Below are 14,609 nucleotides of genomic sequence, written 5' to 3' on the forward strand. Positions count from 1 at the left end.
TCATGGTGTTCCGCTTTGTTTCTTTGGCGAGAAGAAGCGTACCAGAACCGGCAGTTGGCCTCTTCTCTCCTATGCACCATGGGTGTTGCAGTTATTATCTGAATTCGCGGCTTGGCATAAAAATAGCCTCTGTATATACTGAAAATAAAAACATAAACGGATTTAGAAAACGATTCGTACTTTCCTCAATTCTAAATTATTTTTATTCAAATGAAGACCAGAGGTTCTTTAAATTAAAAGAACAATGGTATAGTCATTTACAAAGAATTGCGACCCAACTTAATTCATATTTTAATGAGGATGGTGCGAAAATAATCTATTCAAAATTTAACAATGCTATATTAAATGCAAATAATGTCAGTTTAAAAATTGATGAGAAAAATAACCCCAGAGTCGCTGTATGTATATCCGGCATGTTTAGAGGCAATGCGGCAGCAATAAAAACCATTCAGGAAAATATAATTTCCCCTCTCAATGCTGACGTCTTTATACATAGTTGGGATAGATGGCAACCATGGGCTGGCATTGGCGGTGCAGGACCGCACAACTGGGTATGGCGATTATTTGGTGATGCTATAACAAAGATTTGCCCTCGTGAATTAAAATCATTTATTGAGTTTAAAAAATATTTTCCAAGAGCAGCTGAAATAATTGAAACACCAGTATATCAACCATTTACAACGGAGTTGATACTATCATTTATCCAGCCCACCTCTTTCATGCTTGATAACGAATCTGAATTTATTGCATCATTAGGTGAGCACGCAGAATCATTTATTGCAAGAGGATCGTACAACCAAGCAAAAATGTTTTATGGAATATATGAAGCGACTCAATTAATGCTGAAATATGAAAATGAGCATAACTTTAAATACGACTACGTTGTCAAAATACGTCCCGACTGTGCTGTTACAGGGGAATTGTCACAAGATTTTTTAAAGAAATTGAATTTTAATGATCTCGCCACACGTATGGAGTGGGTCGTAGGACCAAGCGACACTTTAAATGTTGCGAGAAGAGATGTTCATGTTAACATATCAAATATATGGGCCGCGTCGCTGATTGCTAAACAATTAGCGCCATTCGAAAGCTTTCCAAAATATGATGCACATTCTCTTCTATTCTTATGGATGGTCAAAAACAATATAATGCCAATTAAACTACCTCTAGAGACTACACTCACATTGGTTTCATTAACTTCATTTTTAACTGAGAAATTACATGATGCACTAGCGTATGATTTGCAGCATACAGCAAAAAAAATTGGGCAGGATGAAAACGCCAAAAAATTCATTGGTTTTTTATTGGGGGAAAGCGAATGAAAAATCTGGTGATTGATTTGGATGGCACCCTGACGATCGATGCCGACACCTCTTATCCGAACAAACCGGCTAACCTGGATGTGGTCAATAAGCTAAAGAAATATAAAGCGCTCGGTTTCAACATTACCATATTAACCAGTCGAAATATGCGTACATTTGAGGGCAATGTTGGGAAGATGAATATCCACACTCTTCCTGTCATCATCGAGTGGCTTAATCGTCACGAAGTCCCCTACGATGAAATCGTGCTAGGCAAACCCTGGTGTGGATTTGATGGCTTCTATGTCGACGATAAATCGATCAGGCCCTCTGAATTTGCTTCTCTAGATTATGATCAAATTAAAGCCCTGCTTGATAAAGAAAATCCATTTAAAGATGGTGGGAATAAATGATCCTGATTACCTCAGCAGCATATGTAGATCAAGATTTTGTCACTGAAATCGGATTAATCCCTCCCAGTTTTCTTCCCGTTCAGAACCGCCGCCTGTATGAGCTGCAAGTTGAGATGTTACGGGAACAGGACCTGAACGATGCTATTTATCTTTCTGTCCCAGAAAGCTTTAAGCTAAATAACTACGATGCAATCAAAATCAAGTCTCTTGGCATACGCATCATCCGAGTACCTGATGGTATCTCGCTCGGAGAGTCAGTCCTTTACTGCTGGAATTCCTCTGCAAGCTATCATGACAATTTCAGAATTTTACATGGCGATACGCTATTTATTGATATGGCATTGTCTCATGGCGATGAGATAAGTACTCATCCCAATAAAGGGTTCTATAAGCGAGCTTCCATTTCCAACATAAGCAAGCCATGTGAACTTAAAGCCCCTGATACCGAATGGGCCAACGATGATAATAGCGTCTTATCTGGCTATTTCTCCTTTAACAGCCCATTGATTTTTATCAAATCACTGATTGAAAACAAAATGGACTTTGTCTCATCAATCAGGTCTTATCATAGTAAAAAACCCATGGAATTGAATTCTTCAGGGAAATGGCTCGATCTCGGACATATCAACAGCTTCTTTAATTCCAGAACTTATTTAACTACTCAGCGTGCCTTTAATGACCTGAAAATATCGAGACGAGTGGTACTTAAAAAATCCAGTACCAAGGGAAAAAAAATCTATGCTGAAGGGAACTGGTTTAGTAGCATACCTTTTGAGCTGAGATTACATACACCGCAATTGCTCTCTCACAAGCAGGGAGAGAATGGCTTTGATGGTTCTGAATATAGCCTCGAGTATCTCTATCTTCTTCCCTTAAGCGATTTATTTGTTTTTGGCTCCTTGCCTTTAACAAGCTGGAAAAACATACTTACCTCCTTAAAAGAGGTTCTAAGCGGACTGCATCGTTACACATCGGATGAATGCTCGCTGCCATCGCTTGACGAGCTATATTTACACAAAACTCTGGAGCGTTTAGAAGAGCACTCTCATTTAAGTGGCATTGATTTTTCCGATAAAAAGTATCGCTACTCAGACGATCACGATCCTCTGACTCTTTTCGAACTAGCCAGAAAAAGTGCTGATTTCATTAATAATGCTACAAAAACTGATGTTTCAATTGTTCATGGTGACTTTTGCTTCAGCAATCTGCTTTTTGACAGCAGAGTAAGTGCAATCAAGTGCATTGATCCAAGAGGGATTGATGCACAGGGCAATTTGACTATTTATGGCGACCGGCGCTATGATTTAGCCAAGTTGTATCACTCTATTGTCGGCTATTATGATCTCATCATTAGCGGCCACTATGAAATAACTGAACAGCAAGACCAGACTGATATAAAATTCTATCTTGACAAAAATTATCAAGACGAACTGGAAAAAGAATTTAATAACATCATTCTTGCTGGGCTGGGTTATTCAGAAAAAGAGATAGTTGCAATAACACTGCACTTATTTTTGTCAATGCTGCCTTTGCATTCAGACAGACCAGATCGTCAAAAAGCGTTTATAGCTAATGCGTTCAGATTGTATAAAAAACTAATTGGAGAGTGAAGCATGATCGTTATCCCTATGGCAGGCCTTTCCTCTCGGTTTAAAAATGCTGGGTATACTAAGCCTAAATATATGCTAGAGGCGCATGGAAAAACACTATTCAACCACTCAGTTAGTAGCTTCCAGAAGTATTTCAACTCTGAAAAATTTTTGTTTATTGCTCTTGGTGTTGATAACACGCATGCGTTTATCCGCTCAGAATGTTTGAGTTTGGGCATTAATGATTTTGAAATTGTGATTCTGGATGAGCCTACCAAAGGACAGGCACAAACAGTTCAGCTCGGACTAATTTCAGCTAACATCGCAATGGACGAATCATTGTTGATTTTTAACATAGATACGTTCCGACCTGGATTTACCTACCCAGATAACTTCGATATAAAAAATGTCGACGGCTATTTAGAAACCTTTGTCGGTGAAGGTAAAAACTGGAGCAACATCCTGCCCAAGAATGAAGTTGACTATAGTGTCGCGCTGACAGCCGAGAAAAAAGAAATCTCTAAATACTGCTGTACAGGCCTTTATTTTTGGCGGCATGCGAAAGACTTTATTCGTGTATTCGACGAATACCAACAAACTTCACTGAAGGATCTTGATGCTGGGGAATATTATATTGCACCGATGTATAACCAACTGATCAGTGAAGGTGCAGATATCAGATATAGCATTATCGCTCCAGAAGAAGTTATTTTCTGCGGTATCCCCGCTGAATATGAACTCTTCATAAAAAACAATTAACCGCGTAGCGAGAATCAATAATGACGCTATGGACAACATCATCTGGGATGGTGGCACGCGCTCAAGAACTTTGCGCGTGCCTGAATCAGCCCTTGCAACGTCTTACCTCTTCCGACATTCCCGCAGAGGAAGATGTTTGCATCGGCTGGGGCCAAAAAGCCAATACCCGCCAGATTAAGCAGAAAGCACAGGAATTGGGTCTGCCTTATTGGCAGCTGGAAGATGGCTTTATCGGCTATATCGGCCACCCTGCCCGCGGTGGCAAGGCGGTGTCGCTTATCGCCGATCCGGTGGGCATCTATTACGATGCGCGCCAGCCCAGCCAGCTTGAGCAGTTGATCGCCACCCCCTGTGACGCCGCCATGCTGGCGCGAGCGCAGCGGCTCATCCATGAACTGGTGCGCATTGGCATCACCAAATACAACTGCTATGCCAGGCGACCCGCCTCATCTTATCCATCAACCAGCCTGGCTGCGAAGGATGTGGGCGGTCTGCCGGCTGCGCTGGCCCAGCGCCTGCTGCAAGATGGCAGGCCCAAGGTGTTGCTGGTGGATCAGGTGGCCGGGGATCTCTCCATTCCCGGCGCCCTGGCCAGCGAGGCGGACTTTATCGCCATGGTGGCGGCGGCGCGGCGCAATCACCCCGATGCCCGCCTCTTGCTGCGCACCCACCCTGATACCCGCCTTGGCAAGAAGCGCGGCGTGCTGGCCCGACTGCAACTCGATGATGTGGAGATCGTGGCCGATCACTGCCATCCCCATGCCCTGCTCAATGTGGTGGACGCCGTCTATACCGTCTCGTCCCAGCTCGGTTTCGAGGGGCTGCTGCTGGGTAAAGCCGTGTATTGCTTTGGCATGCCGTTTTATGCGGGTTGGGGGCTGACCCACGACATCAAACAGTGCGAGCGGCGCACCGCCACGGTCACGCTGGCCCAATTGGTTGCGGCGGCGCTCATTCTCTATCCACGTTATCTGGACCCTGTGCTGGGGCAACGTTGTGAGGTGGAAGAGGTGCTGACCATCATTGCACGCCAGCAAAGGGCGACACCGCGCTGGCGACGACTCTATCTGGTTGGCTTCTCCCTGTGGAAGCGCGCCTTTATGCAGGCGTTCTGCCACCATCTGGCCGATGAGTTGCGTTTCGTACGCACACCGCCCAAGCGCCTGACCGGTGACGAACAGGTATTGGTGTGGGGCAGCCGCTATCCAGAACTCACCTCCGCCATCCGGGTGGAAGATGGCTTTATTCGCTCGAAGGGATTGGGCTCCAATTTGTGTCGTCCCTCTTCCCTGTCGCTCGATCCGGTCGGGATCTATTTCGATAGCCGCAGTCCCAGCGGGCTCGAGCAGTTGCTCAATTACCAGGAGCTGACCCGGTCACAGCTCGACCGGGGTGAGCAACTGCTCACCCTGCTGCGCGAAAACAAGGTGAGCAAATACAATGTCGGCGCCCCGGCGCACTTCACGCCCCCCGCCGATGGCCGTCCCCTGGTGCTGGTGGTGGGTCAGGTGGATGGGGATGCCTCCATCCTGACCGGCAGCCCGACCATTCGCAGCAATGAGCAGTTGCTGTGGGCGGTGCGCGCCGCCAAGCCAGAGGCTCACATCCTCTACAAACCTCACCCGGATGTGGTGGCGGGCAATCGGGCGGGCGCCATTTCTGCAGCCTGCCTGGCGGAGTGTGTGGACAGCCAGGTGCTGGATATCGGCCTCACCAGCCTCTATCCCCACGTGGACGAGCTGCACACCATGACTTCCCTGAGCGGCTTCGAGGCGCTGGTGCAGGGGGTCAAGGTGACCACCTGGGGCCAGCCTTTTTACAGTGGTTGGGGGCTGACCACGGATGCTCATCCTCCCGGCCGGCGCCAGCGCACACTCCCCCTGGCGGCATTGGTCTATCTGACCCTGGTGGCTTATCCGCTCTATATCGATTGGCAGAGCGGACTCTGGATAAGCCCGGAGCAGTTGATCCGCCAACTGGCCACACAAGGCCAATCATCCGGCCACAAGTCGAGCCGCTGGCAGCGCTGGCAAGTCAAGCTGAGTTATCTGGTGCAGACCCTGCTGCAACGCCCCTCCCTTCCCCAGTTGATGAGATAAGTCGTACATGAAGATTTTGCTGCTGCAAGGACCGCTGGGCCCCTTCTTTCAGACCCTCAGCCAGGCGCTTTCCGACGCCGGCCACGAGGTCTACAAGATCCATTTCAACGGGGGGGATGAGTGCTGGCGCTGCGTGGGCCATAGCGAGCGCTTCACCGGCAAGCCGGATACCTGGAACACCTTCTTTCGCCGCTTCATCAAGCACCATGGCATCGACAGCCTCATCTGTTACGGTGATTGCCGTTACTACCATCAGCAGGCCATCCGTATCTGCAAGCTGAAAAAAATCCGTGTCTGGGCCATGGAGGAGGGTTATCTGCGCCCCGACTTCGTAACCTTGGAGCAAGGGGGCGTCAATGCCTTCAGCCCGCTCTATGCCAGGCGTGACTCGCTGGCCGAGATGACGTGGCCAGCGCCTTATGAGGCGCCGCTGAAGGTGGGCAAGACCTTCGCCCGCCGGGCCTGGTATGCCAGCCGCTACCACATCAACAAGAACCTGTTGCGCTGGCGCTACCCCCATTTCGTCAATCACAGGCCCTGGAGTCTCTATCAGGAGGCCAGGGGCTGGGTCGCTGGAGGGGTGGTGAAGTGGAAGCACAGATGGAGCGACCACTCCCTGCTCAAGGCACTGCCCCGGCACAAGGGACATATCTTCTTCGTGCCGCTCCAGGTCACCGAAGACTTTCAGATCCGGGAGCATTCGGATTTGAGCGGGGTGGAAGAGATGGTCGCCCAGGTGATGAACTCCTTCGCCGAGCACGCCCGCCGCGAGGATGTCTTGCTGTTCAAGCACCACCCCATGGATCGGGGCTATGTCAGCTATCAATCCCAGATCAACCGCCTGGTGACGCTGCTCGGGCTGGAAGGGCGGGTGTTCTATGGCTATGAGCTGCCACTGCCCACCCTCTATCCGCTGCTCAAGGGGGTCATCACCATCAACAGCACGGTGGGCCTCTCCGCCCTGCTGCACCAGGTGCCGACCTTCTGCATGGGGCGGGCCCTCTACGACCTGCCAGGGCTCACCACCCGGGGCACGCTGGCGAAGTTCTGGCACAAGCAGAGCCCGGTTTGCAGCGAGACCTTCGAGCGGATGCGCCAGTCCCTGCTCCATCTGACCCAGCTCAATGCCAGCTTCTACCGTCATCTGGACATGGGAGCCATGGCCGTGGTGGAGAAGATCCAGCAGCACAATGTGCAGGCCCTCTCTGCCCAGAAGAGTCAACGCGCGGCAACACCTTCCGGCGTTGTCGGGGCCTTGGCCATCCTGAGTGCATTTTGCCTCCTGACCGAGGAGATGCTCACTCCGGTGACCATGCTCTAGCTCATGCCGAGCATGAAAAAGCCCGCGACTGCGGGCTTTTTTGTCTCTGGCTTTTGTATCAGGTCAGACGCTGCGCGGGCGCAGGTGGGCATGCCAGCGGGCTTCCCACTTCTTGAACAACCAGACGATGACGAAGGTGAGCAGCATGTAGAGCAGACCTGCGGTCAGGAACGCCTCGAACGGGCTGTAGTAGCGGGAGTTGATGATCCGCGCGGCCCCCGTCAGATCGACGATGGTGATGATGCCCGCCACCGCCGACCCCTGCAGCATGAAGATCACCTCGTTGCTGTAGGCCGGCAGCGCACGGCGAAACGAGTTGGGCAGGATGATGCGGGTGAGGGTCTGCCAGCGGGTCATGCCGAAGGCGCTTGCCGCTTCTATCTGCCCCTTTGGCATGTTCATCACGGCGCCACGCACTATCTCGGCGGTGTAGGCGCCGGTGTTGAGAGTGAACGCCAGCAGGGCACAGAACCAGGCTTCCGAGAAGAGGGTCCAGGCCGCACTGTTCTTGAGCCACTCCCACTGGGCGGCACCGTAGTAGATGATGAAGAGCTGCACCAGGAGCGGGGTGCCGCGAAAGAAGTAGATATAGGCCCAGATTGGCCCCTTGATCAACCAGTTGCGGCTGTTGCGCAGTATGCCCATGGGCACCGCCAGCATGAGCCCCAGCATGAGCGAGGCGGCCACCAGCCAGATGGTGGTATAGAGACCCTCCCAGTAGGTGGGCCACTCCTTGAGAATGATCGAGAAATCCATGGCTTACCTCGTCTTGATGGCGTAGTGACGCTCGGCCCACTTGAGCGCCGAGGTAGAGACTGCGGTGAAGACCAGGAAGATCAGCGCCACCGCCATGTAGAAGGTGAAAGGCTGCTGGGTCGAGCCCGCCGCGAGCGACGCCTTTCGCACCATGTCATCGAGCCCGATGATGGAGACCAGGGCCGTGGTTTTCAGCAGCACCAGCCAGTTGTTGCCAAACCCGGGCAGGGCGTGGCGCATCATCTGGGGAAAGAGGATCCGCACAAAGACCTGGCTTGCCCGCATGCCGAAGGCACGGGCCGCCTCGAGCTCCCCCTTGTCCACCGCCAGGATGGCGCCGCGGAAGGTCTCGGTCATGTAGGCGCCGAAGATGAAGCCGATGGTAGCGACCCCGGCCGCAAACGGGCTGATGTCGATGTAATCGGGCAGCAGGGAGACCCACTCCTGGTTCGGGTTGCTCGCCAGCAGGTGGTTGTTGTAGGCCTCGTTGACCCAGCTGCAGATCCCGTTGATGAGCACCTGGCCGCCGAAGAAGAGCAGCATCATCAGCACCAGATCCGGGATGCCGCGAATGACGGTGGTGTAGGCCGCCGCGATGCCGCGTGCCCACTTGTAGGGAGAGAGCTTGGCCAAGGCCCCCAGCATGCCGAGCACCAGGGCCAGCAGCAGGGAGGCAAGCGCCACCTCCAGGGTGATCCAGGCCCCCTCCAGCAGAGAGGTTTCGTATCCTTTCAAATCAAACATATGCAATGCAGCTCCATCGCAATCGGGCCCGTCACTCCCAGCGGAAGGCAACGGGCCCGATGACTACTGACGGGATCAACCTGTCGTTGTTCGCCTGACGTCGGCTTACTCGCCGTACACGTCGAAGTCGAAGTACTTGTCGTTGATTTCCTTGTACTTGCCATTGGCACGCAGGGCCAGGATGGCGGCATTGAATTTCTCTTTCAGATCCTTGTCGGCCTTGCGCACCGCGATGCCGGCACCCTCGCCAAACCACTTGGGATCGGTCAGTTTCGGGCCGATGAACTCGAAGGCATCGCCCCCTTCCTTCTTCAGCAGGCCGTCGCTGATGGCGGCGGAGTCGGCCATCACGTAGTCGACACGGCCGGATTTCAGATCGAGGTAGGCTTCATCCGCAGTGCCGTAGCGCTTGATGGTGGCGTTGGGGAAGTTGTCGGTGATGTAGGTGTCCATGGAGGTGGCACGCTGCACGGCGATGGTCTTGCCGTCCATGAAGGCCTTGTCGAGCTGGATCTCGGTCCCTTTCTTGGCGGCGAAGCGCGCCGGGATGTGCTGGTACTTCTGGGTGAAGTCCACCTTCTTCTTGCGCTCTTCGGTGATGTCCATGGTGGCGATGATGGCGTCATACTTGCGCGACAGCAGCGCCGGAATGATGCCGTCCCAGTCCTGCTTGATCAGGGTGCACTTCACCTTCATCTCTTCGCACAGGGCGTTGGCGATGTCGATGTCGAAGCCTTTCACCTCGCCGCTCGGCTCGGTCCAGGAGAAGGGGGGATAGGCCCCTTCCACCCCGATCCGGACCTCTTTCCACTCCTTGGCCATAAGGCTACCGGAACACAGGGCCGTCATCACGGCAGTCGCCAGCATCAGCTTGTTCATGTATCTCTCCTTGATAAACACGTCGATCGTTGAAAGTAAGGATGGTTGAAATTGAATCCCGTCCATCAATAGATGGACGAGATGAATTGCTTGAATCGCTCCGACTTGGGATGGGCGAAGATCTCCTTGGGATTGCCCTCCTCCTCCACGCGCCCCTGGTGCAGGAACATCACCTTGTTCGACACGTCGCGGGCGAAGGACATCTCGTGGGTCACCACCATCATGGTACGCCCCTCTTCCGCCAGCTCGCGCATCAGGCCAAGGACCTCCCCCACCAGTTCAGGGTCGAGGGCCGAGGTAGGCTCGTCAAACAGCATCACCTCGGGCTCCACCGCCAGCGCCCGGGCGATGGCGGCCCGCTGCTGCTGACCGCCGGAGAGATGACCGGGATAATAGTCGCGACGCTCCCACAGCCCCACCCGGTTGAGCAGGTGCTCCGCCTTGGCGATGGCCTCGGCACGGGGCACCTTGAGCACCTGGATGGGCACTTCGATGATGTTCTGCATGATGGTCATGTGGGACCAGAGATTGAAGCTTTGAAACACCATGGCCAGTCGGCTGCGGATACGCTCCACCTGGCGCATGTCTTCCGGCAGGCGTTCGCCGGAACGGCTGGTTTTCATCCGGATCAGCTCCCCGTGGAGGGAGACGCTGCCCGATGAGGGGGTTTCAAGCAGATTGATACAGCGTAGAAAGGTCGACTTCCCCGAACCCGAGGAGCCGATGAGGGAGATCACATCCCCCTTGTGGGCCGTCATATCGATGCCCTTGAGCACTTCGTGGGTGCCAAAATACTTGTGCAGATCACGAACTTCCAGTGCGGCAACGTCGCTCATCCATTACAACCTTGTCTGTCCCTAGACGCCGCTTCGGCGTGACTCCACCACCGTCCATTTAACAAAACGTTAACCGATGGCAACCTTCAGCGAAAATATCATTGAGGTAGTGAAAAAACAATACAGAACCGAGGTATTTGGTGTTTTATCTGTATTTTTATTGGCCTATTGAGTATTTTTCAGCACTTTGTCTGCATAAAATCCATTTTTTGTCGCACCTTCCCTACCGCTCTTTTATACCCGCAGCGCACTGGTAGCAAGCATATTTCACCATATCCGCCAGATGTCACCCAAAAGGACTTTATTCACCCAGGCAGATTCCCCTTCTCTCGTCATTTCATGGGGATGAAATTGATTTTTCAGGTGATGTCCCCTCTTTCTCTGTTTGCGTGCACAGCTGACTGTCATCAAAAAACACAACAATATGATAAAAAAGTCCCGTATGGGCCATGCTGATGCACAGATCCGTGACACAGGTGCAACAAGTCGTGATAAGGTGCCGTTTTTCCACGTTTTGTGATCGAGGCCCCGATGTTGCTCAATGTGTTGCTGATCCTGCTGCCGCTCGTGATCGGCTATCTGGTTCCCCTCTCTTCCGCCCGTCTGATCAAGCTGGTCAACCAGTCCCTGGGCAAGATGGTCTACCTCATCCTGTTCCTGATGGGGCTGGGGCTGGCCTATGTGGAGAACCTGGGCAGCAACCTGGCAGTGATCTTCAAGGTGGCAGGGGTGATGCTCGCGGCCATTACCCTCTGCAACCTGCTGGCCCTGTGGTGGCTGGACAAACGCAGCCCCCCCACCCACGAGGCCAGTGACGGCAAGATGCCGAGCAAGCTGCACCTGTTGTGGGAATCCCTCCAGCTCTGTTTCGTGGTGTTGGGGGGCGTCTTGCTGGGGCTGGTGGTGGACCTGCGCGCCCTGCCCATCGACAAGTTGAGCGAGTGGGCCCTGATGCTGCTGCTCTTGCTCATCGGCATCCAGATGCGCAACTCCGGCATGCGCCTGCGCCAGATCCTGCTCAACCCCTGGGGCATGAAGATCGCGCTCACCGTCATCCTCAGCAGCTGGCTCGGCAGCCTGCTGGCCGCCCAGCTGCTCGGCATGCCCTTTGCCCATGGCCTCGCGATGAGTTCCAGTTTTGGCTGGTATTCGCTCTCCGGCATCCTGGTAGCGGACAAGCTGGGCCCGGTGCTGGGCTCCGCCGCCTTCATCAACGATCTGGGGCGCGAGCTTATCGCCATCCTCATCATCCCGGTGCTGATGCGCCGCCACCCCAGCGCCGCCATCGGCTACGGCGGCGCCACGGCGCTGGACTTCACCCTGCCAGTCATCCAGAAATCCGGCGGCATCCAGGTGGTGCCGGTGGCCATCGTCTCCGGCTTTATCCTGAGCCTGCTCGGCCCCATTCTGATCCTGGGGTTCCTGGCCATCTGAGCCCCATGGCACGACAAAGCCCGGCACTGCTGCCGGGCTTTTTGTTGATGAACTGAGCAGGCTGGATGACAGGCGCCGGTATTTAGGTGCGCCACCGGCCCCCACTCATCACCCGCTCGATGGCGAACGTATCAGGATCGATCAGCAGCAGATCCGCATCCTGCCCTACCCCTAGGGTACCCTTGCTCGCAAGCCCCAGCGCCCTGGCCGGATTGGCCGTCACTACCGCCAGTGCCGTCTCCAGTGCCACCCCCTTGCAGCAGGCCGCCACCACCTCCTGCCACAGGCTCCCTATCTGGCCACAGCGCAGCTCGATGAGCCGCCCCTCGCCGTCAAAGCGCGGCAGACTGGCGTTGGCATCCGAGCTGAAGCTGATGCGATCCACGGGCACGCCCGCCGCCAGCAACGCCACCAGGGCGTCGGCCGCGAGCCGCTCCCCGTCATCCAGCAGATCCGGGAAGCTCGACGTGGTGAGGTCGACCCAGCCGCCTGCCCGACCCCACTCGATGGCCTCGGCAAAGAGCCAGGGGTTGCGGTTGCAGTGGGTGGGGTAGAGCTGGCGTTGCGGGATGTCGGTGCCGTCCCGCAACGCCCGCAGGGGCGCCAGCCCCCCCCGGCCATCCCCCAGGTGAAAGAAGCTGACGCCACTTTTACCCGACAACAGCCCGGCCACCCGCGCCTCGCTCGCCAGCCGCGCCAGCTCGTCGTGGGTGGGGGCGCTGGACCTGTGATCGCTGATGGCCACCTCCCCCACCCCCAGCACCTCGGGGATCAGCATGATGTCCGACTCCACCGTGCCGGTGAGGGTCTTGACCGGCAGGTGGTAGGAGCCGGTGTACATGAAGGCGCTCACCCCGGCGGCGCGAAACTCGCGCACCTTCCCCAGCACCTGGGCCGGGCTGCGGGTCAGGCTGTCGGTGCCGAGGGCCGCCACGAGCGTGGTGACCCCCGCCGCCAGAGCTGCCCTTGCCGAGAGCTCCGGCGTGCGAAAGCCGAAGCCTCCCTCGCCGCCGCCTCCGGTGATATGGGCGAGCGGGTCCACCAGTCCGGGCACCAGATAGCGGCCGCCAGCGTCCACCCGCGTCAGTGGCCAGTCGGCCGGAACCGTCAGTCCCTTGCCCATCCAGGCGATGCGGCCATCCGCCACCAGCAGATCCTGCTGGCCGAGCGGGGCCGGACTATGGATCTGCGCACCCTCGATCAGGGTCAACATGGGGTCTCTCCTTGCTGCATGAAAAAGGAGGGAGCAGGCTCCCTCCGACTGTTACCCATCAACCGCCATAGATATCGTACTTGAAGTACTTCCGGTTGATCTCCTGATACTTGCCGTTGGCGCACAGGGCCTTGATGGCGTCGTTCAGCCTGGCCCTGAGATCCTGATCCCCCTCGCGCACCGCGATCCCCATGCCGTCGCCAAACCATTGACGGTCGGTCAGGGCCGGCCCCACATAGTCGAACTTGTCGCCCCCTTCCTTGCCAAGCAACCCCTGTTCGATAGCCGAGGCGTCGGCCAGCAGGGCCAGCACCCGTCCCGCCTTCAGGTCGAGGTAGGCTTCATCGGCACTGCCGTAACGCACTATGGTGACGCTGGAGCCGAAGTTGTCGGTCAGGTACTTGTCGTGGGTGGTGGCCCGCTGCACGCCGATGCGCTTGCTCGCCATCCCTTCCGGCGTCAGCGTCAGTTCGGTGCCCCTGGCCGCCACGAAGCGGTTGGGAATGTGGGCATATTTCTCGGTGAAGTCGACCTTCTTGCGCCGCTCGTCGGTGATCGACATGGCAGCGATGATGGCGTCGTACTTGCGCGACAGCAGGGCCGGGATCATGCCGTCCCAATCCTGGGCCACCAGTTCGCACCTGACGGCCATCTGCTGGCACAGGGCGTTGGCAAGATCGATGTCAAATCCCTTGATCTCTCCGGACGCATCGGTCCATGAGAAGGGTGGATAGGCCCCCTCCACGCCAAAGCGTACCGTCTTCCACTCCTTGGCGGTGACGGGGGTGGCGAGCAGACAGGCAGCAACAAGCTTGTCCATGCTCACCCAGAAGGTGTTGGGCAGATGGGTCAGCTCGAAGAAATAGCGGCGATGCTGCTGATCCGCCACGCTGCGCCACAGGGTGGTGGAGATGTTGGGCTGATCCGGGGTGCTGATCCCCATCTTAAATGCGAAAGGGGACTCCCTCCGACGTAGGTGGGAGGGGAATTTCGCCGGGGCGTCAGCCCCGCTGGTTTTGAATGTATTGCTTGATCACCTCCAACGTTCTCTGCAAACTTCTGCCGCACACTGACCGAAGGAAGCGTGATGCAGATCCCCCAATATCGGCTTTCGATACTTGGTGATAAACACCAAATGTACGTGCAAAACGTATGCCGCATGGCGTGATTTATTAATTTTAGTGAATTGCATTCTGTCACTCAATCGGGCTTAATAGATATGGTAATAATGCTGCACACTGAGTGATAAATGCAAATTCTGAAAG

Annotated in this window: 13 protein-coding genes and 1 pseudogene; 7 read left to right on the forward strand and 7 right to left on the reverse strand. The window is 54.9% G+C overall.

Annotated features, from left to right (window positions below; genetic code table 11):
- From PG883_RS20090 to PG883_RS20115, 6 genes are all read left to right on the forward strand, one after another.
- A partial coding sequence (locus tag PG883_RS20090; RefSeq protein WP_270807842.1) for a hypothetical protein occupies positions 1-1,322 on the forward strand: 1,322 nt, incomplete at its 5' end.
- Complete coding sequence (locus PG883_RS20095; RefSeq protein WP_270807844.1) at positions 1,319-1,714, forward strand: HAD hydrolase family protein; 396 nt, start codon at positions 1,319-1,321, stop codon at positions 1,712-1,714. The genes PG883_RS20090 and PG883_RS20095, both read left to right, overlap by 4 nt.
- Positions 1,711-3,324, forward strand: a complete 1,614-nt coding sequence (locus PG883_RS20100; RefSeq protein ID WP_270807846.1) for a hypothetical protein — start codon at positions 1,711-1,713, stop codon at positions 3,322-3,324. The genes PG883_RS20095 and PG883_RS20100 overlap by 4 nt, the downstream gene beginning before the upstream one ends.
- A 3-nt stretch (positions 3,325-3,327) precedes the next feature.
- On the forward strand, positions 3,328-4,062 hold the full coding sequence (locus tag PG883_RS20105; protein ID WP_270807848.1) for a glycosyltransferase family 2 protein: 735 nt from the start codon (positions 3,328-3,330) through the stop codon (positions 4,060-4,062).
- Between the two features lie 92 nt (positions 4,063-4,154).
- On the forward strand, positions 4,155-6,161 hold the full coding sequence (locus tag PG883_RS20110) for a capsular polysaccharide biosynthesis protein (RefSeq protein WP_442866374.1): 2,007 nt from the start codon (positions 4,155-4,157) through the stop codon (positions 6,159-6,161).
- A gap of 7 nt (positions 6,162-6,168) precedes the next feature.
- Positions 6,169-7,482: a capsule biosynthesis protein gene (locus PG883_RS20115; RefSeq protein ID WP_270807852.1), complete on the forward strand. Its 1,314-nt coding sequence runs from the start codon at positions 6,169-6,171 to the stop codon at positions 7,480-7,482.
- 63 nt (positions 7,483-7,545) lie between these two features.
- On the opposite strand, the gene PG883_RS20120 is transcribed toward PG883_RS20115, so the two are convergent.
- From PG883_RS20120 to PG883_RS20135, 4 genes are all read right to left on the reverse strand, one after another.
- Positions 7,546-8,238, reverse strand: coding sequence for an ABC transporter permease (locus PG883_RS20120; RefSeq protein ID WP_043156313.1), 693 nt, complete (start codon positions 8,236-8,238; stop codon positions 7,546-7,548).
- Between the two features lie 3 nt (positions 8,239-8,241).
- Positions 8,242-8,982, reverse strand: coding sequence for an ABC transporter permease (locus tag PG883_RS20125; RefSeq protein WP_270807855.1), 741 nt, complete (start codon positions 8,980-8,982; stop codon positions 8,242-8,244).
- 105 nt (positions 8,983-9,087) lie between these two features.
- Complete coding sequence (locus PG883_RS20130) at positions 9,088-9,861, reverse strand: ABC transporter substrate-binding protein (protein ID WP_010674268.1); 774 nt, start codon at positions 9,859-9,861, stop codon at positions 9,088-9,090.
- 65 nt (positions 9,862-9,926) lie between these two features.
- Complete coding sequence (locus tag PG883_RS20135; RefSeq protein WP_010674267.1) at positions 9,927-10,697, reverse strand: ABC transporter ATP-binding protein; 771 nt, start codon at positions 10,695-10,697, stop codon at positions 9,927-9,929.
- A gap of 531 nt (positions 10,698-11,228) precedes the next feature.
- On the opposite strand from PG883_RS20135, the gene PG883_RS20140 reads away from it, so the two are divergent.
- Positions 11,229-12,131 (forward strand): lysine exporter LysO family protein, encoded by a 903-nt coding sequence (locus PG883_RS20140; protein ID WP_041215456.1) that lies wholly within the window; start codon positions 11,229-11,231, stop codon positions 12,129-12,131.
- A gap of 82 nt (positions 12,132-12,213) precedes the next feature.
- Here the strand turns inward: PG883_RS20140 and iadA are convergent, their stop codons facing one another.
- From iadA to PG883_RS20155, 3 genes and pseudogenes are all read right to left on the reverse strand, one after another.
- Positions 12,214-13,344 (reverse strand): beta-aspartyl-peptidase, encoded by a 1,131-nt coding sequence (gene iadA / locus PG883_RS20145; RefSeq protein ID WP_103261798.1) that lies wholly within the window; start codon positions 13,342-13,344, stop codon positions 12,214-12,216.
- A gap of 58 nt (positions 13,345-13,402) precedes the next feature.
- Positions 13,403-14,164, reverse strand: coding sequence for an ABC transporter substrate-binding protein (locus PG883_RS20150; RefSeq protein ID WP_103261973.1), 762 nt, complete (start codon positions 14,162-14,164; stop codon positions 13,403-13,405).
- 225 nt (positions 14,165-14,389) lie between these two features.
- Positions 14,390-14,536 (reverse strand): annotated as a pseudogene (locus tag PG883_RS20155) (IS200/IS605 family transposase); the annotation flags it as partial.
- Between the last annotated feature and the right edge of the window lie 73 nt (positions 14,537-14,609).

Source organism: Aeromonas sp. QDB25 (genome assembly GCF_027707725.1).
GTDB classification, from domain to species: domain Bacteria; phylum Pseudomonadota; class Gammaproteobacteria; order Enterobacterales; family Aeromonadaceae; genus Aeromonas; species Aeromonas caviae.

Coding starts and splice junctions, on each gene's coding strand:
- PG883_RS20095 (WP_270807844.1), top strand. CDS start 1,319: ATGAAAAATCTGGTGATTGATTTGGATGGCACCCTGACGATCGATGCC.
- PG883_RS20100 (WP_270807846.1), top strand. CDS start 1,711: ATGATCCTGATTACCTCAGCAGCATATGTAGATCAAGATTTTGTCACT.
- PG883_RS20105 (WP_270807848.1), top strand. CDS start 3,328: ATGATCGTTATCCCTATGGCAGGCCTTTCCTCTCGGTTTAAAAATGCT.
- PG883_RS20115 (WP_270807852.1), top strand. CDS start 6,169: ATGAAGATTTTGCTGCTGCAAGGACCGCTGGGCCCCTTCTTTCAGACC.
- PG883_RS20120 (WP_043156313.1), bottom strand. CDS start 8,238: ATGGATTTCTCGATCATTCTCAAGGAGTGGCCCACCTACTGGGAGGGT.
- PG883_RS20125 (WP_270807855.1), bottom strand. CDS start 8,982: ATGTTTGATTTGAAAGGATACGAAACCTCTCTGCTGGAGGGGGCCTGG.
- PG883_RS20130 (WP_010674268.1), bottom strand. CDS start 9,861: ATGAACAAGCTGATGCTGGCGACTGCCGTGATGACGGCCCTGTGTTCC.
- PG883_RS20135 (WP_010674267.1), bottom strand. CDS start 10,697: ATGAGCGACGTTGCCGCACTGGAAGTTCGTGATCTGCACAAGTATTTT.
- PG883_RS20140 (WP_041215456.1), top strand. CDS start 11,229: ATGTTGCTCAATGTGTTGCTGATCCTGCTGCCGCTCGTGATCGGCTAT.
- iadA (WP_103261798.1), bottom strand. CDS start 13,344: ATGTTGACCCTGATCGAGGGTGCGCAGATCCATAGTCCGGCCCCGCTC.
- PG883_RS20150 (WP_103261973.1), bottom strand. CDS start 14,164: ATGGACAAGCTTGTTGCTGCCTGTCTGCTCGCCACCCCCGTCACCGCC.